General features: G+C 68.6%; 26 protein-coding genes. 12 read left to right on the top strand and 14 right to left on the bottom strand.

Annotation, left to right across the window (positions count from 1 at the left end; all coding sequences use genetic code 11):
* Positions 1-59 precede the first annotated feature (59 nt).
* The 4 genes from AB0K51_RS01870 to AB0K51_RS01855 all read left to right on the top strand — a co-directional run bounded on the left by AB0K51_RS01870 (position 60) and on the right by AB0K51_RS01855 (position 1,974).
* A complete protein-coding gene (locus tag AB0K51_RS01870; protein ID WP_363449406.1) occupies positions 60-407 on the top strand; it encodes a DUF317 domain-containing protein in 348 nt (115 codons plus the stop codon).
* A 619-nt stretch (positions 408-1,026) separates the two neighbouring features.
* A complete protein-coding gene (locus AB0K51_RS01865) occupies positions 1,027-1,299 on the top strand; it encodes a hypothetical protein (RefSeq protein ID WP_363449404.1) in 273 nt (90 codons plus the stop codon).
* Between the two features lie 48 nt (positions 1,300-1,347).
* Complete coding sequence (locus AB0K51_RS01860) at positions 1,348-1,560, top strand: hypothetical protein (protein WP_363449402.1); 213 nt, start codon at positions 1,348-1,350, stop codon at positions 1,558-1,560.
* An 84-nt stretch (positions 1,561-1,644) separates the two neighbouring features.
* The gene (locus tag AB0K51_RS01855; protein WP_363449400.1) at positions 1,645-1,974 is read left to right on the top strand and encodes an esterase; all 330 of its coding nucleotides are present in this window, start codon (positions 1,645-1,647) and stop codon (positions 1,972-1,974) included.
* 232 nt (positions 1,975-2,206) lie between these two features.
* On the opposite strand, the gene AB0K51_RS01850 is transcribed toward AB0K51_RS01855, so the two are convergent.
* The 9 genes from AB0K51_RS01850 to AB0K51_RS01810 all read right to left on the bottom strand — a co-directional run bounded on the left by AB0K51_RS01850 (position 2,207) and on the right by AB0K51_RS01810 (position 9,327).
* On the bottom strand, positions 2,207-2,731 hold the full coding sequence (locus AB0K51_RS01850) for a hypothetical protein (protein WP_363449398.1): 525 nt from the start codon (positions 2,729-2,731) through the stop codon (positions 2,207-2,209).
* A gap of 113 nt (positions 2,732-2,844) precedes the next feature.
* Positions 2,845-4,590, bottom strand: coding sequence for a mobilization protein (locus tag AB0K51_RS01845; RefSeq protein ID WP_363449396.1), 1,746 nt, complete (start codon positions 4,588-4,590; stop codon positions 2,845-2,847).
* Complete coding sequence (locus AB0K51_RS01840) at positions 4,587-5,009, bottom strand: MobC family plasmid mobilization relaxosome protein (RefSeq protein WP_363449394.1); 423 nt, start codon at positions 5,007-5,009, stop codon at positions 4,587-4,589. The genes AB0K51_RS01845 and AB0K51_RS01840 overlap by 4 nt, the downstream gene beginning before the upstream one ends.
* Positions 5,010-5,188: 179 nt before the next feature.
* Entirely contained in the window at positions 5,189-5,413 is a 225-nt protein-coding gene (locus tag AB0K51_RS01835) for a hypothetical protein (protein ID WP_363449392.1), read from the bottom strand.
* Between the two features lie 104 nt (positions 5,414-5,517).
* Positions 5,518-6,603 (bottom strand): DUF2637 domain-containing protein, encoded by a 1,086-nt coding sequence (locus AB0K51_RS01830; RefSeq protein ID WP_363449390.1) that lies wholly within the window; start codon positions 6,601-6,603, stop codon positions 5,518-5,520.
* Positions 6,600-7,166 (bottom strand): WhiB family transcriptional regulator, encoded by a 567-nt coding sequence (locus AB0K51_RS01825; protein WP_363449388.1) that lies wholly within the window; start codon positions 7,164-7,166, stop codon positions 6,600-6,602. The genes AB0K51_RS01830 and AB0K51_RS01825 overlap by 4 nt, the downstream gene beginning before the upstream one ends.
* Before the next feature lie 115 nt (positions 7,167-7,281).
* Positions 7,282-7,980, bottom strand: a complete 699-nt coding sequence (locus AB0K51_RS01820; RefSeq protein ID WP_363449386.1) for an ATP-binding protein — start codon at positions 7,978-7,980, stop codon at positions 7,282-7,284.
* Entirely contained in the window at positions 7,980-8,996 is a 1,017-nt protein-coding gene (locus AB0K51_RS01815) for a hypothetical protein (RefSeq protein WP_363449384.1), read from the bottom strand. Before AB0K51_RS01815 ends, AB0K51_RS01820 begins: the two co-directional genes overlap by 1 nt.
* A gap of 1 nt (position 8,997) precedes the next feature.
* Positions 8,998-9,327 carry a transcriptional regulator gene (locus AB0K51_RS01810; protein ID WP_363449382.1) on the bottom strand — a complete coding sequence of 110 codons (330 nt, stop codon included), beginning with the start codon at positions 9,325-9,327 and terminating at the stop codon, positions 8,998-9,000.
* A gap of 428 nt (positions 9,328-9,755) precedes the next feature.
* Here AB0K51_RS01810 and AB0K51_RS01805 point away from each other — a divergent pair, with 428 nt between their 5' ends.
* Complete coding sequence (locus AB0K51_RS01805) at positions 9,756-10,202, top strand: Secondary metabolite protein (protein WP_363449380.1); 447 nt, start codon at positions 9,756-9,758, stop codon at positions 10,200-10,202.
* 85 nt (positions 10,203-10,287) lie between these two features.
* On the opposite strand, the gene AB0K51_RS01800 is transcribed toward AB0K51_RS01805, so the two are convergent.
* Positions 10,288-11,109 (bottom strand): helix-turn-helix transcriptional regulator, encoded by an 822-nt coding sequence (locus AB0K51_RS01800; protein ID WP_363449378.1) that lies wholly within the window; start codon positions 11,107-11,109, stop codon positions 10,288-10,290.
* Between the two features lie 454 nt (positions 11,110-11,563).
* Between AB0K51_RS01800 and AB0K51_RS01795 the strand changes: the two genes are divergently transcribed.
* From AB0K51_RS01795 to AB0K51_RS01780, 4 genes are all read left to right on the top strand, one after another.
* Positions 11,564-12,274: an SDR family oxidoreductase gene (locus AB0K51_RS01795; protein WP_363449376.1), complete on the top strand. Its 711-nt coding sequence runs from the start codon at positions 11,564-11,566 to the stop codon at positions 12,272-12,274.
* A 208-nt stretch (positions 12,275-12,482) separates the two neighbouring features.
* Positions 12,483-12,980 (top strand): regulator component, encoded by a 498-nt coding sequence (locus AB0K51_RS01790; RefSeq protein ID WP_363449374.1) that lies wholly within the window; start codon positions 12,483-12,485, stop codon positions 12,978-12,980.
* A 16-nt stretch (positions 12,981-12,996) separates the two neighbouring features.
* Positions 12,997-14,244: an MAB_1171c family putative transporter gene (locus tag AB0K51_RS01785; protein ID WP_363449372.1), complete on the top strand. Its 1,248-nt coding sequence runs from the start codon at positions 12,997-12,999 to the stop codon at positions 14,242-14,244.
* Positions 14,245-14,246: 2 nt separating this feature from the next.
* Positions 14,247-15,422, top strand: coding sequence for a cytochrome P450 (locus tag AB0K51_RS01780; RefSeq protein WP_363449370.1), 1,176 nt, complete (start codon positions 14,247-14,249; stop codon positions 15,420-15,422).
* A gap of 74 nt (positions 15,423-15,496) precedes the next feature.
* Here AB0K51_RS01780 and AB0K51_RS01775 read toward each other — a convergent pair whose 3' ends face one another.
* From AB0K51_RS01775 to AB0K51_RS01760, 4 genes are all read right to left on the bottom strand, one after another.
* Positions 15,497-15,982 carry an NUDIX hydrolase gene (locus AB0K51_RS01775; RefSeq protein WP_363449368.1) on the bottom strand — a complete coding sequence of 162 codons (486 nt, stop codon included), beginning with the start codon at positions 15,980-15,982 and terminating at the stop codon, positions 15,497-15,499.
* 29 nt (positions 15,983-16,011) lie between these two features.
* The gene (locus AB0K51_RS01770; RefSeq protein WP_363449366.1) at positions 16,012-17,229 is read right to left on the bottom strand and encodes a helix-turn-helix transcriptional regulator; all 1,218 of its coding nucleotides are present in this window, start codon (positions 17,227-17,229) and stop codon (positions 16,012-16,014) included.
* A 360-nt stretch (positions 17,230-17,589) separates the two neighbouring features.
* On the bottom strand, positions 17,590-18,699 hold the full coding sequence (locus AB0K51_RS01765) for a UDP-N-acetylmuramate dehydrogenase (protein WP_363449364.1): 1,110 nt from the start codon (positions 18,697-18,699) through the stop codon (positions 17,590-17,592).
* A gap of 30 nt (positions 18,700-18,729) precedes the next feature.
* Positions 18,730-20,079, bottom strand: coding sequence for a hypothetical protein (locus AB0K51_RS01760; protein ID WP_363449362.1), 1,350 nt, complete (start codon positions 20,077-20,079; stop codon positions 18,730-18,732).
* Between the two features lie 315 nt (positions 20,080-20,394).
* On the opposite strand from AB0K51_RS01760, the gene AB0K51_RS01755 reads away from it, so the two are divergent.
* The 3 genes from AB0K51_RS01755 to AB0K51_RS01745 form a co-directional block, all read left to right on the top strand.
* Entirely contained in the window at positions 20,395-20,883 is a 489-nt protein-coding gene (locus AB0K51_RS01755) for an ATP-binding protein (protein ID WP_363449360.1), read from the top strand.
* Complete coding sequence (locus AB0K51_RS01750; RefSeq protein ID WP_363449358.1) at positions 20,877-21,209, top strand: hypothetical protein; 333 nt, start codon at positions 20,877-20,879, stop codon at positions 21,207-21,209. The genes AB0K51_RS01755 and AB0K51_RS01750 overlap by 7 nt, the downstream gene beginning before the upstream one ends.
* 335 nt (positions 21,210-21,544) lie before the next feature.
* A partial coding sequence (locus AB0K51_RS01745) for a transposase (protein WP_363449356.1) occupies positions 21,545-21,841 on the top strand: 297 nt, incomplete at its 3' end.

The raw sequence follows: 21,841 nt of genomic DNA, 5'->3' as shown, positions 1-21,841 counted from the left end.
GTCACATGCCAACGTACGGATGTCGGGAAACCGCAGGTCAACGAAGGGATCATCCTCCCGTGAACACCTCCACCACCCTCCTCCCCGCCGCTGTCCAGCCCACCGTGGAGGACCGCGACTGGCTCGCCAGCGACCACTGCGCGGGCCCCGTCCTCGCTCTGCTCGACGGACTCGGCTGGGCCATTGTCGACACCCCCGAGGCCAACGTGCACTGCACCAGCCCGGACGGTCGCGTCTACGTCGGCTGGCTCCCCGAGGACCGGGCGGCATGGACGCGCAGCATCGTCTGGCAGATCCGGGTCTCGCCCCGTAAGGGGGATCCCTGGGTGCAGGAGTCCGGCCTCTACACCCCTTCGGAGGCGGTCGCCGGGTTCCTCGCCGCGCTCATCACCGCCTCTGCCAACTGACAGCACCCCCGCATTGGCGGGGCTTTCCCTGCTCTCCAGTCCGATCGACACCAACCAGTGCGAGGAGCAACCACCGTGACATAGCTGCGAAGCATCGAGTCCGCGCTGACCGACGAGTTGGCCGACGGCGAGTCCCCGATCGCCGGACGCCTTCTCTACCACGCGCGACGCGCCAGCGATCTCGCCTTCGAGCCCATGCACACCTGCGGCGGCGACTTCGCCCTGCACCTGCCAGTCCCGTGCGGCGAGGTCCTGATCACGGACGACGACGCCCAGATCGCCCGCCCGCCGAGCACCACAGCGCCTGGCTCGCCTGTTTCTACGCCGCCGACGACGGCAGCAACGAGGCGCCACACGAGGTCTACTTCGGCCCAACGGTGGCCTCCACCACCCAGACGACACCCACGCGTATGTCTCGGCCGTCGCGGACTGGCTCATCTCTCACCGGCCGGCCCCCGGCTCACGAGAGCGGCACCGGTCTCGAACAGCGCGACGCCACGGCCGCCCGCTCGGCGAGCGACACCAACTCCATCCAGGCGTTCACTCTCGCTACCTGATCCCCGACCAACTCACGGTCCGTCCGCTTCACATAGCTGCCACCACCGCGAAAGGCATCCGCATGACCTACAAGGCCCCCTTGGTCAACCACCACGCAGACCACAGCATCTGCCCCAAGGAGCACAAGCACACCGTCACCGGCAAGCCTCTCCACCCCGCCTGCCCCGGCCGGGCCTACAGCAGCGCAACCTGCTCCTGCGGTGAGTGGGAGTTCGAGTGTTCCGGCAAGGGCTACGTCAACGAGGAGCGCAAGCGACACCTCGCCAGGCACTCGAAGCAGACGCCCGCCGGCCCCAAGGTCCTGCGCGACCGGCTCCGCCTCGACACCGCGTAACTGCCGATCCCCGCCATCGCCCCGATCTCGCCCACAAAGGAGGCTCCCATGCCCCAGCACGTGACCGTCGGCCACCTGCTCCGCCAGCTCCAGGATGTCGACCCCGGCCTGCCGATCCGTCTCGCCGTCAACCCGGACTGGCCCTTCGCGCACTACATCGGCGCCGACATCGTCGTACGGGACTGTGTCGCCTTCATCGCCGACGACGGCCAGGAGGGATACCTCCCGCCCACCGTCCGCGACGCCCTCACGTGGGGGTGACCCACCATCAGCGTCCGCCCCGCCAACCGCCAGGAGGCCACGATCACCCGCCACACCGCCCTTACCGATCTGGCCCTGCGGCCGATGCCGCCCGGTACGCGCGGCGCACTCGTCCACCGCGTCACCATCCGCCCCGACGGCCCGCTGGACGTCAGGTGGCTGGCCGCCGACTCCGCACCGCTCGGCCTCGGCCAGATCCTGCTCACCTGGGAGCCCGCCTCCCACAGTGGAATGGACGTCACCGCCCGTCTCGGGCTGGCCACCACCGAGGTGCTCCTGGCCACCTGGCCTGCTGCTCCCGACGACTGGCCGCACCTCGTGCGCCCCACCCTCGCGGAGGTCACCGGCCTGTGCGCCGCCCTCAAGGTGGCCACCGCTGCGATCGAGTACGCCAACCGCCTCGCGCACCCCTGATCACCGAGTCCACCAGGCCGCCCCGCGCCCGCTGGCAGGGGCGGCCTCGCCATGTACCTGGTCCACTCTCGGGGGACCAACGGTTGCGTCGACGTCGGAGACGGCCTCATTGGCTCTACGAGCTCGCCGACGCGGTTCGCCGCACGGACAACTCAACGGCGGCCCGATCTGGTCCGCGTCGCCGCCGCAGCAGCGGGCTTGTGTCGGCTGGTAAATGCCGAAAGCGCCTTCGCTACGCGGCGACGTCTTTAGCGATCGTTTCCAGCGCGCTGATGTCCTCGTCGGAGATCGATTCGCGCAGGCGGCCGACAAGCTTCCACTGCTTAGTCAGGTTGCCAAAGCGTCCGGCAACCATCGGGACGCCGATGCCGAGCCGCGCGGCGATGATAATCATCTCGCGATGGCTGGTCGCCCTGGCGATCGAGTCGCTGCTGTCGCCGGGGAACAGCATCTCAACCGCGAAATCGTTGTCGGCCCGGGTGATCTCCGGCTCGAGCCACTCGTTCGCGCAGCGGCAGCGGATGTAGACGTTACGGCCCTGGTTGATCAGCAGCCAGTCACGGCGGGCCTTGCATGCCGAGCAGATGACCGGGATGCCGCCGAGGGCGAGTTCGTCTGCATGGTCGAGGCAGCGGTTGACTCCTGGACCGCTCGGTGGCTCGGTCTCGTTCTGCAGTTGGAGCAGCGGATCGCTGGGCGCCGTGGCCGTCAGGGGCGTCGATGCTGGCATCGTGCGATGATTGGTGGTTCTGGTCACGAGCGTGTTCTCCCCGTCGAGTGCCTTCGGTTCATCCGTAACAGCTGGTGAAACTGGTTGTCCAGGGCTTTGCCCGGTCCGGCAGGCCAGTGGTCGGCCTGCCGGACCTGGGGTCAGCGGCGAGGTGCGCGGCCGCGCGGCTCGGTCGCGACGGGCGTGGCCGGGATGGTGGCGGCCCGGTTGGTTGCGGGCTTGGCGAGGCCGGTCCCGGCTGTGGGGTTGCGGGGCGCCTCCGGGTGGGCTGGGAGTTTGGCCAAGCGGCGCAGTCGCCACACGAGGACATCGTTGACGTCCTGGGCAGTGTTCAACTCCCTCTGTGCAATGGCCTCCTGGAGCAGGGTCTCCGGGTCGTAGCCCGCCTGTTCGGCCTGGGCGAGCGTGCCGGCCAGCGCGCCCCAGCGTTCTTCTCGGGGAGGCCGGCCATCAGTCGTGGGGAGAGCGGCGCGGATAGTGGCGTCGAGACGGCGGCGCTCGGGATCGGGCAGTGCTCGCCCTTGCTCACGCATGGCCTTCATCGGCGTGGTGGCGGCCTGCCGGTACGCGGTGCGCAGGTGTTCGGCGGCCTTGCGGGAGGCGGCGGCCTGCTGGGCATGTCCGCGGGCGGAGTGCCAGCGGGCTGTGGCCATCGCCACCAAGACCAAGGTGGACAGCAACATCGCTGTGGTGCCCCCGTCCTCGCCTCGGCCGAGCGCGCCGCCAGCATGGATGATGCCTCGGGCTGCTGAGCGCAGGGCACGGTTGTCGGCCCGCTCGGCACTGACGTGGCTTCGGGTGGCGCGCTCGTAGGCGCGGGCGGCAGCGCGCAGTTCGTCTCGGGTGGCGGCCGGTGCGGTCTGGACGACAGCGTCGAGGAGTTCACCGACGCCGACGAGCTGGGCGGCTCCGTCGTCTCCACCGGTGTCGAGGTCGACAGCGGCGCGCTCGGCGAGCTGGGTCGCGTGGCGGCGGGCCTTGGCCGGTGCTGACCAGCGGGTGTTCGTGCCGGTTTTGTCGGCTTCGGTTGCCAGGGCGGCCTGGTCGACGGGGCCGGAGGCCAGGCGCTGGCGGATCTTGGGTAGGGAGAGGTCGGGAGCAAGCGTGGAGCCGGAGAACCAGATGGGCTGGTCTTCGCGGTTGCGGTCGCCGGGCAGCGCGACCGAGTAGCCGAGGGTGTCGCCGGAGGGGGCGAGGCGGGGCTTGACGCGAAGGCCGGCCGAGCTCAGGCGGGCGAAGAACTCGGCTTCGGTGGCGGCTCCGGTGACGGCCTGGCGGACCGCGCCGCGCAGGGTCTCGCGCGGGGTCTCGGCGTGGCCGGTGCGCTCGGCCTTGAAGCGTTCCTGGCTGGTGGGGAGTTTGGCTGCGGTGCCGTCGCCGGGGTTGAGCTGTCGGAGGCCGTACTCCTTCTCCATAAGGCGGGCCTCGGCCTGAGCCTTGCGCTTGTCGAACTTGAGGTCGGCGTGGCGGCCGTCCTGGCGTACGAGGGTGGCGGCGATGTGGATGTGGTCGTCGGCGTGGCGCACGGCGACCCACCGGCAGGCGGCCGTGTCGCCTTCGGGGGCGATGCCGGTGGCGTGGACGATGCGGCAGGCGATCTTCGCCCAGTCGGCATCTTCGAGGTAGCGGTCGCCGGGGTCGGTGCGTACCGAGCAGTGCCAGATCGTGGTGGTGGGTGCCGTGTCGCCGAGGGCCTTGACCGGCTGGTCGAGTTGGGCGGCGAGTTGGGCGACGCTGTGGTGGGCGTTTCGTCCGGGGTCAGGCGCAAAGCTGTTCCAGGAAGCGACGAGGTGCTGGTCGGTGTGCTCGTCGCGTTTGCCGGGGCCGAAGAGGTAGCGCACCAGGCCGTAGGTGCCGCCCGTACCGGTGCGGATCTTGGGGATCATCGGCGGACCAGCCAGGCCACGGCCTCGTCCACCGTGCCGATGGCGTCTTCGACGCGGTGCAGGAGCTGGCGCAGGTCGGCTCCGGGCTGGCCGCCGGCGTTGACGTAGTGGGCCAGCTGGTTGAGGTTATTGCCGACTGCGCCGAGCTGCCGGTTGGACTCCATGAGTTCCTGGATGCCGCGCCGGTAGTCGGCGACGGCTGCGGTGGGGTTGGCGCTGGTTGCGGCGGCGAGGGTGGCCGCCGCTGCGAAGCCGCCGGGGGCGAGGTCTGCGGCGTCGGCGGCGTGTTGGACGGCGGTCCACTCGGCTTCGCTGAAGCGCAGGCTGGTGCACGTGCGGCGCTGTGCGCTGTGGCGCGGGCGGCGGCGGCGCGAGGCGGTGCGGGCTGCGACGGTCGGCTTCTTCCCCTTTGTCGGCACCCTTGGGCCGACCTCCCGTTCGGCAGCCGGCCCCCCTGGGTCGACTGCCGAACGGGATGCCTCCGTCCCCTTCGGGGCGGGGGTGGGGTAAGCATCGCTTACCCCACAACTTGCTCCGCCAGGAGCCTGATCAAGGTCACGTTCACCGCCGTGGGTGGTGCCCTCCGGAGTCCGGGCGGTCATCGCCCCGTCTCCGCGCTCTGCTGCTGGATGTCGCGCAGGATGTCCTCGATGAAGTCCATGGCCAGGACGGGGTGGTGGAGGGTCCAGGGGCGGCTGTGTCGGCGACGTTGCACGGTCCAGGTGCCGTCGGGGCCTGCTTCGGCCTGGTGCAGGTGGCCGTTCTCGTGCAGGACGGCGATCCAGGTGTCCACCTCGACGGTCGTGGCGGGGGTCGTGCGCATCGTGGTGCTCTCCGGTTCGGTGGAGGAGGTCGTGGGGTGGCTGACCTGGGGCGGGTGACCGGCTGGAGTGACCGGCCCGGTCACCCGCCCCAGGTGCTTCCCGGTCAGTTCCGGGTGGCGGTCGCCGACTGTGCGGTCTGCTCGCGCAGCTGGGCCATCAGGGCGGTGAGCGTGTCAGAGGACAGCGGGATCTGCTGACCGCGGATCGCCTGGGCGACCACCTTCCGGGTCAGCTTGTCCTCGTCCCTGACCGCCATCCGGGCGATCTCCAGCAGCCGCTCGGTGTCGGGGTCACCGCGCCGGTCACCGGTTGTCCGGTCGTCCCGGTGACTGACCGGCGGAGCGGTCACCGGCCGGTCAGTGACCGGCGGGGCGCTGACCGCCGACGCGGTCAGCGGCTCGGGGTTGACCGACCGGGTGCTGTCCGCCGGGGTGCTGACCGGCTGTCCGCCCAGGTCAGCGGCGCAGATCAGCGGGTCACCGTGACCGGTGTCGGCGGGGCGCCGGCCGGTGCTGACCGTCCGACCGCCGTCGCCGGTCACCGCGTGGCTGTCCGGTCGATGCTTGTCCAGGGACACCTTGGGCGCCTCGGTCAGTGCGGTGACCGGCTGCCCGGAGCTGACCTGACCGGGCTGCGGCTGGTGCTGTCCGAGGCGGGCGGTCGGGGTGACCGGGATGCGCTCGACCTGAGTGACCTGACCGGCCTGGCCGGAGAGACCGGGCTGTCCGAGGTCACCTCGGTCACTTCCGCTGACCGGCCGCCGGGCGATCAGGATGTAGAGGTGGACTGCTCCGGCCAGGGCGAGCGGGGCGAGGGTGGACAAGACCGCGACCACCGAGTCACCGAGCCGCAGGCCGGTGACCAAGGTGTCCTGCTCGTTCATCCTGATCGCGTGCAGGGCGTTGGCCCAGAGACTGGCACCGGTCGCCGTGCCGAACAGGGTCCAGACGTAGGCGCGGGCTCGCCACGGTGCATCCCGCAGGACCAGCAGGGCCCGGACGCCGTAAGCGATGAAGCCGTCGATGACCAGGGGGAAGAGGTAGGTGAGGAATCCGCGGACGTGGATGGCGACGGCCATCTGCTGGAGGGCGTCGTACGACAGGGCGCATCCCGCGCCGCCGAGGGCGATGATGACCGCACGGTCCCAGGCGGTGACGAGCGCCGTGGTCGGTGCTGCTGCCGTGGTCACGCCGCCGTCCCGAAGTCGTCGCGGCCGAGGCGCTCGCCGGTCGGCCTGGGTGGCTGAGTGGTCTTCGTGCTCTGCTCCAGGTCTCGGTTCCGGATGGCACGGCGGGTCTCGCGGTACAGCTTCTGGGCGTGCTCCTCGGTGATCTTCAGAAGCCGGGCGAGGCGCTCAACGCTGACGCCATGTCGGTATCCGGCGATGACCACCGCACGGCGCTCGGTCTTGGTGAGGTGGATGTCGCGCCCGGCCAGGGTGGCGTTGACCCGGGAGTAGTCGAGGCGGGAGGCGATCTTCTCGTGGAGCGGCTCGCGCTCCTCCTCGGTCGTCGCGCCCCGGATGCCGTGGGTGTCGTTGGCCTCCAGCGCGGCGTCCAGGCAGGCGCGGCGGACCGGGCACTGGCTGCACAGCGCCTTGGCGGCGGCAATCTTGTCGGTCTCGTCGGGCTCGGGGAAGAAGATCTCGGGGTCGACCGGGTTGTACTCGGTCGGCTGGCAGACGGCCTGGTCCTGCCAGGTGTGGTCGCCGAGTGAGCGGTGGCGGGCAGGGCTGATCGTCGTGGTGCTCATGCGGGGTTGCTCCGATCGCTCTCCGCGCGCGGTGGGCGTCGGCGGAGGGGTGCGCTGGGTCGGGAGGTGCATCGGGCGGTGCTCGGGCGCGGCCCGGCGGCGGCCTGGTGTCGGTTCAGGCGGCGCGCTGGAGTCGTCTGCGGTCGACCGGCTCGAACTGGACCCGGGTGGTCATCTGCGCGAGTCGGGAGGTGACGCGGTCCCCGAGGTAGGCGCGCAGGTCGCCGATCGCGAGGTTGGTGGTGATCAGCGTCGGGAGCAGGTGGTTGTACCGGCGGTTGATCAGCCGGTACGTGACCTCCTCGGTCCACTCGGTGGCCTTCGCCGCGCCGAGGTCGTCGATGATCAGCAGCGGTACCCGGCTGACGGCGGCCAGCTCCCTCTCGCTGTCCACCCCCTGGCGGGGCCGCAGGTCGGCATACAGGTCTGCGGCGGTGGTCGCGCGCCAGCGCACGCCGATGCCGGCCTGCACCAGCGCGGTGACCGCGCCGTACGACTCGTGCGTCTTGCCTGCCCCGACCACCCCGGCCATCAGCAGGCTCGGGCCGGTCGCGACCTGCCGCCGAGCCCCGATGCTCGGGGCGACAGCCTGCCGAGCGACCTCGCGGACCCACGCCAGGACCTGCGGGTGCTCGGCCGCCGCGCCCCGGTAGCGGGGCGGCATCCCGGCGGACAGGGCCTCCGTCGCCGAGTACGGCGCTGGCTCATCGCTCAGTGCGGCGACGGCAGCCGGGTCGATGCGGCGGGCGGCCAGGATCCGGGCCACCCGGTCGAGGGTTCCCTCGCCGAGGGTCTGAGGTTCGCGGGTGCGCATCACAGCTCCTCGGCGTAGGCGGCCACAGCGTCGACCGGGTTGGTCCACGGCTGGTGAGCGGGCACGTTAGGCCGGAATCCCGGCCGCGCCAAACCGGAGCCTCGTGAGTTCATGGAGTCGTTCACCAGGCTCGGCAGGCGACTCGGGTGGCCCTGGATCTCGGCGAACCGCTGGAGCCCGGCGCGGATGTGCTCCACCGCGATGCCCTCGTCCAGGAGCTTCTTGGTGATCCGGCCCAGGTGCCCGAGCACGTCGCCCGGTGGGCGCTCGGCGCAGGCGGTGACGTACTCGGCGAGGAGGTCCTTGGCCGAGGCGGTGGCGTCGGGCGCTGTGCGCCCCGTAGGGAAAGAAGATCCAGGATCCAAGATCCTAGATCCAGGCGCCGAGCCCTCGCCGAGGCTTCGGGGAGTCTTCGGGGGATCCTCGGCGAAGGCCCCCTGACCTGCGATTCTCTGTGCGGCATTGGCGGGCGCGTCCTCGAGGCCGAGGAGGGCGTCCTGCATCGAGGCGGATCCGTCGTCGGTGAGCGCGGGAGGGTTCGGTACGGGCTGCGCGGGCAGGTCGAGGGCTCGGGGCGAGGCCAGCGAAGCCTCGTCGAACTCTCGGGGAGGCTTCGGCGAAGCCTCGGGCCGGTGAGCGCAGGGACCCTTGCAGAGTCCGCATCGCTCGGGTGCGTGGTGAGGGCACGCGGGCAGCCTGGACAGACTCGGCTTGTCGATCTTCTGGTGCCTGTCCCAGGTCACGTAGTGGAGGTAGCGCTTGCCGTCGCACCCGACGTACCGGCAGATCAGGCCGGACCTCTCCATCTGCAGGAGGTGGTTCTCAACGTCCACCGGGCTCTGGTCGCCGCGCACGACCCACAGCTTTCCGTAGATGATCGCCGCGTTGTCCTTGTGGCGCCCTCGGTCGTCGCACTCGGTCGTGAGGCCGAAGAAGGTGCGCTCGGCGGCGAGAGTCAGCTCGGCGAGCGTCTCGGAGACGAACGCCTCCGGCTTGACCGGTCGGATCCGCGACATGTCAACGGCCCCGACCTGCGAGCATGCGGTCGCTGCTGCCAGCGAGCGTTGCGGTGCCGAGGTGAAGCGTGTGGGTCAGACTCCAGTCCGCCTGCGGCCAGACCCGGAGGATCCAGCGCGCTGCGGTCCTGGACGTGGTCCGGCTCAGCTCGATCGGCCTACCGGCCGCGTCCTTGGCGATGGCGTGCGGATGAGGCCACTGCCTCGTCGGGTCGGTGAGGCTGACGCGGATGGTGACTGCGCCGGGGATCATGTCGGTGAGCTGTGCGGCGAGGCGCTGCGGACGGTCGGCGTCCGGACATGCCAAGGTTCCGCTCACGGTCGTGAGCATGCGATACTCCGTTGCTTGTAGGAGCGCAGGTGGCGGTTCTCGTGCAAAAGCCCCGCCGCCTGCGTGGTTGTGAATCGGTGCCCTTCGGGGTGCCAGCCCCGGCGTCCAGGAGTTGGTAGCTCCCGGGCGCCGGTCTCGTTTTTCACCCCGGCTCACCGGTCACGGTGGTCCGCGCATCAACTGTCCTCTCCCCTTCGCTGGCCCCGTCCTGAGCGGCGGGAGCAGCACCATACGAGGCACGTTCGCGATCAGTCCAGGGTGGTTTCCACCCGGCCTCACCAGCGCGTATCAACTGCTGAGCGATCTCTGGTGGGATCAACGTACACTGCAGTTGCGTCATTTCGTCAACTGCAGTGTTGCGCGGAGGGCCCTGGGTTCTGGTCGACACACTGCAGTGGCTAGACTCGCCAGGACGACAGGAGGTGGACATGACCGAGAGAGCAGGGCGGACCTTCGCCGAGCGGCTGGACCACTTGTTCAAGGAGGTCCACCCCGACGACCGCGGCCCGTATACGTACGCCGAGGTGGCCCAGGCCATCAAGGAAGCGGGCGAGGGCGCGATCACGGCGAGCGGGATCCAGCAGCTCCGCACCGGCGCGCGCGGAAACCCGAAGATGGAGACGATCAAGGCACTCGCGGCCTTCTTCGGAGTTCCCGCCGGCTACTTCTTCGACGATGACGTCGCCCAGCACACAGAGGCCGAGATCAAGCTGGTGGCGGCGATGAGAGATCAGAAGATCGCCCAGGTAGCGCTTCGATCCGCTGGCCTGTCGACAGCGAGCCTCAAGATGGTGCACACGGTCATCGAGCAGGCCCGAAACCTGGAAGGACTCCCATCAGGGGACGACTTCGCGGGCCTCGACCTGAACGAATAATCCAAGCGCGTCATTCAATAAACGACAGCGGGCCCATTCGAGCCATTTAGCTCGAATGGGCCCGCTGACGCTTTGCTGGGGCACCTTACGACTTCATCAAGACGATAAATCGCGTAGCAGTGCTCCGGAGTGGCGCCAGGGCCATGATGTGCACCGCGATCTCCTGGTCGCCGTGATACGGCAGCCTCAATCGACGCTCATGCCCGTCGGGATGTACAACCACCTCGTGCTTTTCCCAGATCTCACGCGCCTCGGCATTTCCCGCCAGAACATCTCGCTTGAGCTGCTGGAGAGGCTTGCTCTCGGGATGATGAAGGCAAGCGAATCGGATCTGGGCCAGGAACGGACTGGCCCAGTCCTCTCGCCAGTTGACCAGCTGCTCGCGGGCTTCGGGGTAGAGGAAGGCCCACCGCATAAGGTTGGGCTCGTAGGGTATCCAGGGGAACCAGTCGGCCTGCGGCTGGTTGTGCCCGAAGATGTTCCAGGCTTCGTCGGAGAGGTAGGCCGGATTGGGGAGCTGGCTATCCAGGAACCGCTGCATCGGGGCATCCAGCGCCTGGATCGCCTTTGCGTCGGCGCCGCCTCGGGGTGCGGGCTCCCGGCCAGTCGCACGCAGGTAGAGACCGCGGCGCTCAGCGTCGGACAGTCGGAGTGTGAACGCCAACCGATCCAGGAAGTCGTCGGAGAAGTTGGCCTGTCGCCCCAGTTCCAGTTCGCGGTACCACCGATCGGTGACGCCGGTGAGGCGAGCCACTTCCTTCTGCGACAGCCCTGGGCTGCGCCGGCCCTCGCGGACCAAACCGGGGATGCGGTGAGGATCGAGGCGGCCCCGCCAGTACCGGAGAAGGTCGCCGAGGGACTCACTGTGGTCCTCCGCACCGCCTGCCGCCTCGATCATCGTGCTCATAACGGGTGATTTTACGGTGGTCGTGGGCGATCTTCTTTATTTGATCTTGTGGCTCATATCACGCCAAAAGCTACACCGCGTCAGAAAATCTTGAACTCAAGATCCGCGTCACGGAGCGTATACCTGTCGCTGCCCATCAATCGAGACAGGCGGGAGATCGCATTCAGGTTCCGGCGCCGCTCTCGCTCCGGATTTCCTTTCCGTGTCGGCCCGGGACGCGCACCCGCCCCCATCGAATCCGCGCCACCACAGCTATTTACGATTCAACCAACGACCCAGATTGGCCACACTCCGTAAGCGGAACTGCCGCTTCCCGGAAGTGCGACTTCCGCTCAGCCCAAGGCATGGTGAGGATGCGCCGGTTCCCGGAAGCAGTAGTTCCGCAACGTCACCGTCGCCGAGCTGCTTCCTGCGCGGCCTGCGGTTTCTGGCTTGTGCAAGAGGGAGTAGGGGAATGCCTGGTCGTTCGGTTCTGGTGGTTGGTGGGAGTCGGGGAATCGGGTTGGAGGTGGCTCGGCAGATGGCCGAGGGCGGTGACCGCGTTGCTGTGACTTACCGCTCCGGCGAGCCGCCCCTCGGTCTCTTCGCGGTGCAGTGCGACGTGACCGTCGCCGACGATGTCGAGCGCGCCTTCACCGCAGTCGAAGCCGAGCATGGGCCTGCGGACGTCGTGATCATCAACGCTGGTGTGACGAGGGACTGCCTGCTTCTGCGGATGGCAGAGGAGGACTGGGCGGCAACGATCGACACCAACCTCACTGGCGCATACCGCTGTGCGAAGCGGGCTGTGCGCGCGATGATCCGCGCGCGCCGAGGGGGCCGACTGGTCTTCATCTCGTCCGCCGTCGCTCTGGCAGGCGAGGCCGGCCAGTCCAACTACGCGGCTAGCAAGGCCGGTCTCGTCGGCTTCGCTCGCTCTCTGGCTCGCGAGTACGGCAGCAGGGGTATCACCTCGAACGTGGTGGCCCCCGGCCTCACCAAGACGGACATGACCGCAGTTCTCGGCCAGGAACGCATGGACGAGATCGTCGCCCAGGTCCCGCTCGGTCGGATTGCCCAACCGCGGGAGATCGCCTCGGCGGTGCGCTTCGTGGCGAGTGAGGATGCGGGCTACATCACGGGAGCAGTCATTCCCGTCGATGGCGGCGTCGCCATGGGGCACTGACGCTTCGGCAGTGAGAAGGCGCGTCGCCGTTGCCGTGTCCGATCTCCGGCACCACCGACCAGGGCAGGTCGGCGGCCGGGCGGACCGCGACGCTCGTCGTGATGCCCAGCTCGCTGTCGATCTCCCACCCGCGCTGTACGCGAAACCCTCTGCTCGGCCGCATTCCGACCGACACGTCCCAGCGACCGTGTCCCTGTAAGGGGAGATCATGGCTAAGAGCCACCTTCGGGCTGCCTGCGAGGAACGCCTCGCGCGCCTCGAACTGCCCCACCGCTTCGGTACCCAGCAGCTCCGTGAGGCCGTCGCCGCCCTACGGGGAAAGCCGATCGTCCTCCAGGCCCTCGACCCGAACAGCACTGCCGACACTCCATGCGGCATCCGCGTCGAAACGCCCACCGCCGACTTCCTGTTCGTCGAGCAGGGGACCTCGACTGCTCACCAGATGCACATCCTGGCGCACGAGATAAGCCACATCCTCTGTGACCACCCAGGATCGCTCTCACTCGGCGACGACGTCACGGCCGCCATCGGGCTGAACCCGACCCTCATTCAGCGCATGTCCGGCCGTACGGCCTACACCACAGCGGACGAGCGCGAGGCCGAGTACATGGCCACGCTCATCCGCCAACGCGTGTACCGCGAACGCCTGCTCCCACCCCGTCGGCCCGTAGCGGCCGACGAGCGCTGGGACGCGATCTTCGCCTGACCCGAAAGAACGACCAATGATCAGCGCCATCTTCGGCGGCATGCCCCTCCTGCTACTGGCCGCATCGCTCTACTGGGCATTCAGACGCCGCCCCGGCCAGCGTCCCGCCGGCACCCTGAGCCTCTCCGCCTTCCTCGGGTGCTTCGCGATCGCCTTCAGCGCCTACCAACCGGCGATCCGAACCCTGGAGGACTCCATCACGCCAGACTTCTCACGGCTGGTGAGCAACACCGCGACCCTGTCCGCAGCGGCCAGCGTCTCCTCGGTACTCCTCTTCCTCAACCACGATGCGAGCGAGGCTCGGCGCCGGCTTCGATGGCGGCTCCGGCTCCTGGGCCTGGCCGTCGCCACGATGGCCGTCGCGTTTATGGTCACCTCGCGCAGCCTTATGTGGAGTGCGGCCGAGCTCCGGGGCAAGCTCGATGAGGCTCCTGCCTCCTTGCACATCTACTCCGCCGCGTACATCGCGTTCCTCGGATACGCCGTCTACGACTGCCTCACCCAGACGTGGGCCCGATCGCGCACCGCCACCCGAAAGAGCCAGCGCATCGGCCTTCGCACCACGGCCCTCGGTTGCGTCTTCGCTCTTCTCTACGCCGCCTACAAGACCATCAATGCCGTTGCGGCCCTGTTCGGTTGGGATGCCATCCCCGGCGGGCAACGCTGCACCAGCCTGATTTCTCCGGTCTCCTGCGCCTTCGGCGTCACGGCTCCGGCCGTCGGCGTGCTCCTCATCACCGCTGGCCTGACCCTGCCGGCCGCACTCTGGCCGCTCACGCAGTTCCTCCGCCGCCGCTGGGAGCGTAAGTCGATCGCCGACCTCGATCCCCTGTGGCAGGACTTCACTGCGGCCCTGCCCGAGATCGTCCTCGACGACGACACCATCGGCGAGAACGACGCCGACTTCCTGCTCCACCGTCGGGTCGTCGAGATCAACGACGGCATCCTTACCCTGCGCCCTTACCGATCGCTCACGGTCCAGCAGGCGGCCACCCGGGAAGTTGAGCGCCGAAACCTGGCCGGCACCGCCGATGGCGACGCAGCGGTCGAGGCAGCCATCCTGGCAGCGGCCATCCGGGCGATGCGCGCCGGTGCCGAGCCGGAATTCGCTCGGGCACCGCAGGCACCCGGAACCGCCGCCCGCGCGGGAGATCTCCGCGCCGAGACCATCTGGCTACGCTCGGTGGCGCGGGCGTATGCCGCAAGCGACATCGTCCGAACGGCCTCGCGCGAGGCACCGATGCTCGAAACGGCACAGGGATGAGCATGAGCAACCCACTTCAGGACCCAGGCTTCTTCCAGAACCCGTACCCCACCTTCGCGGCGCTCCGAAGCGCTTCGCCGGTCCAGAAGATGCCTAGTGGAGGAGGGCGATCGAGCTACCTCGTCACCGGCTACGCCGAAGCCAGGGAGGCGTTCACCAACCCGCGGCTGTCCAAGGACACGGCGGCCTTCTTCGGTGGCAAGGACACCGGACGTAACCTGCACCCCGCCGTGTCCCAGAGCATGCTGGCCACCGATCCGCCCCAGCACACACGACTGCGAAGCCTGGTGACGAAGGCGTTCACGCCGGGTGCCGTCGCGCGCCTTCACCCGTACATCGCCAGCGTGACGGACGAACTGCTCGACGCCTGGGTGCCCGGCGTGCAGACCGACGCCATCGCGACCCTCGCCATCCCGCTGCCCGTCACTGTCATCTGCCAACTGCTGGGGGTTCCCGCAGCCGACCGCGCGGCGGTGCGCGCTTGGTCGAACGAACTCTTCGCGGCCGGACAGCCCGAACGAATCGACTCCGCCTCACATGCCGTCGCCGGCTACATGGCTGACCTCATCGCGTCCAAGCGCCGCAGCCCCGACGACAGCCTGCTCAATGACTTGATCCGCGCCCGCGACGGCGAGGACCGGCTAAGCGAGGACGAACTCGTCTCCCTCGCGGTGCTCCTCCTGGTGGCCGGGCACGAGACCACCACCAACCTGATCGGCAACGGTCTGCTGGCGCTGCTCCAGGCTCCGGAATCGCTTCACCGCCTACGCGAAGAGCCCGGTCTAGTCGAGACAGCCGTCGACGAGCTGCTTCGGCTCGACTCCCCCGTCAGCGTGGCCACGTTCCGGTTCACGACCGAAAGCATCAGGCTGGGTGACACGGAGATTCCCGCAGGGGCACCCGTGCTCATCGCGCCGGGCGCCGCGAACCGCGACCCTGCCCGCTTCCCCGAGCCGGACCGGCTCGACTTTGACCGCGAGACCGGAGGGCACCTCGCCTTCGGACACGGCGTCCACCGATGCCTCGGGGCTCCACTGGCACGGGCCGAAGGCGGGATTGCGCTCCGTGCCCTCGTCACGCGTTTCCCCCAGCTACGCCTCGCTGTGCCCACCGAGGAGTTGGAGTGGCGGCACACAAGGTTGATGCGTGGCCTGGTTTCCTTGCCGATTCTGCTGTGACTAGACCTGCCACACCAGCTCAGCCGTCCCCGCCCCGATTTGAGATCAGCAGGGCACCGTCGTCCTGGGGACCACTACATGTCGTCGCCACCCCGACGCGCGCCGTGCTCCAAATACGCAGTCTCCGCACGTGATCGGGCCTCCAGGGCAACGTGGACGCGGCGGGCGAGGCGCGGGATGAGAAGGCTGTCGATCTGATCCGAGTCGTGGAAGGCGTACTCGCCGATTTCCACCCCGTCGAGGATGATCTGGGCGCGGTCCTCGGCTTGGAGGATGCCCCCGTCGAAGACGAAGAGCAGCTTGTCCCCCTCGGTCGGGTGGGGTGCCCAGTCCGCGACGAGGAGTCGACCAACGGGTGGGGTAATGCCGAGCTCCTCCTTGACCTCCCGAGCCGCACCTTGGCTCGGTGTCTCGCCCGGATGCAGGTAGCCACCGGGGATCTCCCAGCCGGGCTTGTAGGTGGGCTTGACCAGGAGCACATGCCCGGCTTCGTCGAAGAACAGTACGCCAGCGGCGGTGCGAGGCTGGGATACGGCCTCGTTGAGTTCGGAGTCGCTCATGGCGACGACTGTAGTCGTCCGGCGGCATCTCATCCGATGATGCGGAGCCGTTGGGCCACGCCCGCGAGAATGTGAGTCGGCTTCCCGCGCTGCTGACGGACCCACGTAGTCACCAGCTGCCGGGGGATGAAGTGGTAGCGCACCTGTTCGGGGCCCAGCTCCTCGGCGTCAAGAACGAGGGCGAGGGCTTCGTCCATACGATTTTGCGCGCTGTAGGCACGGGCGACTTCGAGCGTGTGGCGTACGCGGCGTTCGAGCGGCAGGGTGGAGGAATCCACACGTGGTCCCAGGTCGGCGGCGATCTGGACGTCGCCCAGCTCCATGGCCGTTGAGACACGGTGGATTGCGACATTGGTCGGTCCGAATGCCGTCCACATGTGGTTGGCGTCGTGGCCCAGGCGCTGGGCCGCCCGATCGGCTTCGGCGAGAAACTCACGGGCAGCGGCGCGGTCGTCGATGCGGGCCGCGGCCATCGCCCCGACGAGAAGCAGTGTGCCGTAGACCGATAGATGCGTCGGTGAAGCGTCTACGAGACCGCCTTCCATGTAGCCAGCCGCGTCCGTGACCAGGTCCCGCGCGGCGGCAAGGCGCCCATTGGCGAGGAGGCAGTGGGAGACGGATCTGAACAGCGAGCCGACGATGATGGGGTTGCCAGCCTCCTGGGCAGCGGCAAGGCCTCGGTCTGCGGCGATCCAGGCCAGATCCGACTCGCCTATCTTCGTCAGCACCATGGCTGCACCCTGGTAGGCCATTGCAAGCAGCGCCTGGGCTTGTAACTGCTGGTCACCCTCGTATGCACGGACCGCCCGCTGGGCTTCCACGAGGATGCCGGGGATGAGACGGGTAGCGCGGGCATATCTGGCGTCCTGGTAGGAAGACCAGGCGGTTCCGACCTCGGCGCGCAGGATCTCCAAGTCGGGTGGAGGGCCTGCCGGCTCGGGCGCCAGCAGCGGAGACATGCTCCTGTAGTCCATGAGGGCTTCGCGCAGCCTCGGCACGGTGCCACCCCGGGCGTCGGTCGTCCAGTCCAGGAGGGACGGTTCGGCGAGCAGGTCACCGAGCTGGACGTCGAGAGCATCAGCCAGGGCTTTGATCACAGACAGCCGGTCCAGTTCGATGCGACCGTTCTCCGCCTTGCTCAGCCAGTCAGCCGTTCGGCCGACGAGACCGGCGAGCACCTCCTGCGACATGCCTCGCCGTCGGCGGTACCAGGCGACGCGCTCGCCGACGCTCAGCATTTCGGTCATCCCACGCATACCCCCCAGCTTTGCGGTGCCCGGCGTCCTGCCCCCGGAAGAATTTTCCGGGTTCGCAACCAACCATGCTCTTAGCGTTCTGACTTGACATCAATCACTGCTGGTGAAGCGACGGTCCGGAGGAAGGGAGGTGCAAGGGCGATGACGACGCAGTCCGTGATGAGTGCCACCGCCGCATCTTCACCATCCCCGATTGCGCCGGCCGAGACCGTCGACCTGGACGGTCAAGTAGCCGACGCCGCTTCCCCACGGATGCTCCCCCCGTACGGGCTGATTGACGGAACGTATTTGGTCCGCATCGGTTCGGAGGATCTGGCCTGCTGGGCCCGGACGCGAACACTCGCGTGGGCCTCAGTCCGCCGCGGGCACCAGGGTGCTGGACGGCCGCTGCACCTGCACGGCTTCGACGAGTCGCGTGTACACGGGCTCGTGGCCGAAGAGGTCGGGTTCTGGTGTGAGCCGCACCCCGGTCACCTTCAGAACGTCCAGGGCCAGCCGTTCAGCACCGGCCGCGAAGGCTGCGGACGTGGCACCGCTCTCCGTGACCAGTGTGTAGTGCCTGTTGGACAGCCTGACACCATCAGCAACCATCTGGCCGAGGGAGAAGCCGGCCTCCTTGATGAGCCAACTCGCGCTCACCCGGGTGGAACCGTCAGGGAAGTCATTGACCGGGGCCTGCCGGACGCGCAGGCGCTTCGCGAGGTCCGCGTTGATCGCAGGGCTGAGGAAGACACTGCCTGCCGAGCGGTCGTCGGGATCCCCGGGAGTCAGGACCATGCCTTTGCTCCGTCGTACCGCGAGGACCGCCGCGGCGGCGTCGGCGAGCGGGACGCGCTGGCCCTTTGCGATGCCCAGCCGTTCGGCGACCATGCCGTAGGTGATCGGGGTACTCAGCTGCGACCGGTGAAGTCGGAACAGCACCCGCAGCAGAGTCCAGCGGGTGGACCGCTTGAAGATGCTGGTCCGGTGCCCGAGGCCGCAGTCTGCGGCGGAAATCCGGACCGGGCGGTTGGTCTCCCAGTCCCAGGCCTCGACGCTGACGAGCGTGTCAGCGACTTCCTGCCCGTACGCGCCGACGTTCTGTACCGGCGTGGCCCCGACCGTGCCGGGAATGCCGATGAGCGTCTCCATGCCGGTGAGGCCCTCCGCAATGGTCAGCTCCACCAGGTCCTGGAGTGGGTGCCCCGCCTCCACGGTGGCGAGCACACTCTGGCCGTCAGGCTGCGGCTGGAGGGCAACCCCACGAGTTGCCATGCGCAGAACCACCCCGGAGCACCCGGTGTCCGCCGCAAGGACGTTGCTACCGCTGCCCAGAACCAGGGGGCGGATCCCGAGCCCACGGAGGTAGTCGATGGCTGCGGGGACGTGGTCCGACTCCGTCACCTCGATGAGGGACTCGGCGGCCCCGCCGATCCCGAGGGTCGTCAGCGGGGCCAGGGGGACCTGGGAGCGGACGTGCACGCGGTCTCCTTCTTACGGATCGAGCTGAGCCTACGCGGACAGGATGTCCTCCACCCTGCCGCATACCTCGCGAGCCACCGAGGTGTCCCTGGCTCCGAAGCCCGTGTGCAGGACGCGAAGCCGGGCACGGGCGCGTTGCGAGTCCAGGTGTGCGCTCAGATCCATCGCGCTGTGCGCCGCGGCGGCGGCCCCCTCGACGTCCTCCCGGGCCAGCCGGGCCTCGGCGAGCGAGGCGTTGTGCAGCAGGCGGTTGCGGGGCTGGTCCTGACCGAACATCTCCAGCCCACGCACGAGATATTCTTCCGCTCGGGCTGGTCTGCCGAGCTCGAGCCAGGCGCGGCCCGCGTCAGCGGCCAGCACCGCCGGCGTTACCCAGTAGGACCAGCGCGGGTCCGTTGCTCCGTCGATGGCCGATCCGAAGGCGGCGGCCTCCTCCAGTGCTCGCCCGCATCCCCCCACGTCGCCGAGCTTCGCGTGCGCCCTGGCCTGACGGGTGGCGAGCAGGGCTTGGACAGCTCCACTCTCGTTGCCGGCGGCTCCCTTTCGGGCCACCTTGACCAGCCGCAAGGCATCATCGTCGGCACCGTGCCACGCCGCTTGGTAACTCAGGCAGGAGACGATGTTCGCGCCGAGCAGGCGGTCGCCCGCAGTGTGCGCGGCTCGCAACCCGGTGAGGAAGTAGCGCTGGGCGAGAGCGACACGATCGAGGTCGGTTGCCACCCAACCCGCAAGTTGCGCGAGTTCGGCGAGCGCTTCGTGGAGGCGCACGCCGGTTTGGTTGTCGTAGGCGCCGCCGCGAACCAGGGTTGCAGCCCAGTGAAGGTCCTGGGCGACCCAGTCGAGGACGAGCGGGCCTCCTTGGAGATCATCGAGTCGGCGAAGTTGGGTGATGCGGTCGATCAGGATGTCCACGGCGGCGGGGCCGACCTCCGCACCGATCGAACGCGCTTGCAGTTGCTCATCGGGGGCCGTCAGCCAGTCGACTGCGGGCCCGATCAGCGAGTGCCCGGCTACCGGGAGCAGCGCGGGGACGCTCTGCTCGGCCGCTCCTCCGCCGGTCAGCAGGGTGGAGCATTGCCGCGTCCCGTTCTGGGTCCACGGCAGATCCAGGCCGTCGTCGGCAGACAGCAGGACCCCGCCGGCCCTGAGTCTGGAGGGCCACAAGGCCTCCGCGCGCACTGGTTCGTTGAGTCGGCTGGACAGGATCTCTGCGACCACCTGGGGCAGCCGCCCTCTCGGGCAGGATCCTCGCAGCCACCCGTAGGGCGCCTTGCTGCTGATGGTGCCGGGCCCGCACAGCCGGTTGATCTCCCGGGCGAGGCGTTCCGGCGACCAGTCCAGTCGTTCCAGGCACCCGCCGAGCAACGACGCCTCAGCCATCGCTGTCTGCCACCCGCCTTCCCCTGCCCGGACCGCTCCTCGGCCTCGTGCTGTCTCGTCAGCGTGGCACGGGTACAACACCGGATTCGGCTGGATCCGGGAAAGCTGACCATTCTTACCTTCTCGCAGACCACCCCGACCGTCACCTGGTCTTCTCTCAGGGCGTTTCCCGCAGTGAAGTTGATGCGTCGCCAGGCGATCGTGGGCCACTTCTCGTCGCCTCCGGCACCAAGATCAGCCTGCGTACGACCAGCCATCCGGCCCGCCGGACAGTTCGCTGCTCAAACCAGCCATCGACACTCACAGGAGGGCACTGTGCGCACGACGACCAGCAAGCCGGCCGAAACCGCCGATGCGCTCTCCTGGCAGGAGAGCTTCCCCGCCCTGCGGGACTCCGTCCCCACCCTCCGCGCACGAGTCCGTGGCGAGTTGCTCAAGTGGGGCTACTCGGAGGTTGTCATTGATGACGCCGAGGTGGTCGTGGCCGAACTGGCCAGCAATGCAGTCATCCACGGGAGCAGTGGACCTGACGGTGACTTCGAGGTCTTCCTGGCCGCCGGCGCGGCCGGGCTGGAGGTCGCGGTCGGCGATGCGAGTTCGAAGCTGCCAGCCCGCATCGAGGCTGCTGAGGACAACGATCACGGACGAGGGCTCGTCCTGGTTCAGGCGCTGAGCCTTGAGTGGAAGAGCATTCTCAGTCCCGGTGGCGGAAAGCGAATCTGGGCACTGATCGCCGCAGAGTCGTTGCCAGGAGCTCGACAGTCCCAGCACGCCGGTCAGGGCAGCGAGGTGATCGTGTGCTGATCAGCGCCTTGGATTCACGGGTTGTCGTCATGCAGAGCGCGAGCTTCTGGTGCAGCAGCGTGGCCACGGGGGTGTGGGACTTCCCGCTGGGCGATGCCATTGTCGAGTCGGCGTACGACGCGATCTCTTGGATCCGCAGACGACTCGACGAGATCGCCGTCCAGCTGGATCCGCCCGCCACCCGGATCGTGGGCGCCTGGCTGAGCGACCACCGGCGGTACGGCGAGGCCCTCGCCCTTCTCTCACAGGGATCCGGCTTCGCCATGGAACTGCGACAGGATGGCGTGACGTACAGCGTCGGCGCTGATCCGTCCGTGCCTCCCTAGGCCGCCCGACCGAGCGCACCCGGCCGCGACTTCCCCGCCGCACACCTGATGTCGATCACGAGTTCTTGCGCGCCAACCAGAAGATCTGACACCCCATCAGGCCGCTTAGACTCACTGGCTCCCGGAGCTCCAGGACGGTCTGAACCTGAACCGGGATGTTGGCCGTACAGCCCGAGTCGGTGTTCGGCCACAGATGGCGTCCCGTGGAGTGGTGTAGCAGGGATCTTGGCGTAACCCCTGGTCATGAAGGAGCCATCGCGTAACTCTCCGAGTAGGAAGGCTCGTTGAGTGAGAGGTGCGCGATGGCCTTGTCCCAGTCTGACCTACTCCGCCTCATGGAGTCACTGCGTTCGGCGGACGGAATCGAGTTGATCAGGGTCCTCGCTCAGCGGATGCTGCAGGAGCTGATCGAGGCCGAAGCGACCGCCCGGATCGGCGCCGAGCCGGGCGAGCGCACCGAGGCCCGCACCACCTGGCGCAACGGCCACCGCGACAAGACCCTGACCACGCAGGCGGGCGATCTGGAGCTGGCCATCCCCAAGGTCCGCACCGGCAGCTTCTTCCCCAGCCTCCTGGAGCGCCGGCGCCGCATCGACCGGGCGCTCTACGCGGTCATCATGGAGGCCTACGTC

Source organism: Kitasatospora sp. NPDC049285 (assembly GCF_040678815.1).
Taxonomy (GTDB): domain Bacteria; phylum Actinomycetota; class Actinomycetes; order Streptomycetales; family Streptomycetaceae; genus Kitasatospora.
This window is presented reverse-complemented; position numbering and strand designations above follow the sequence as displayed.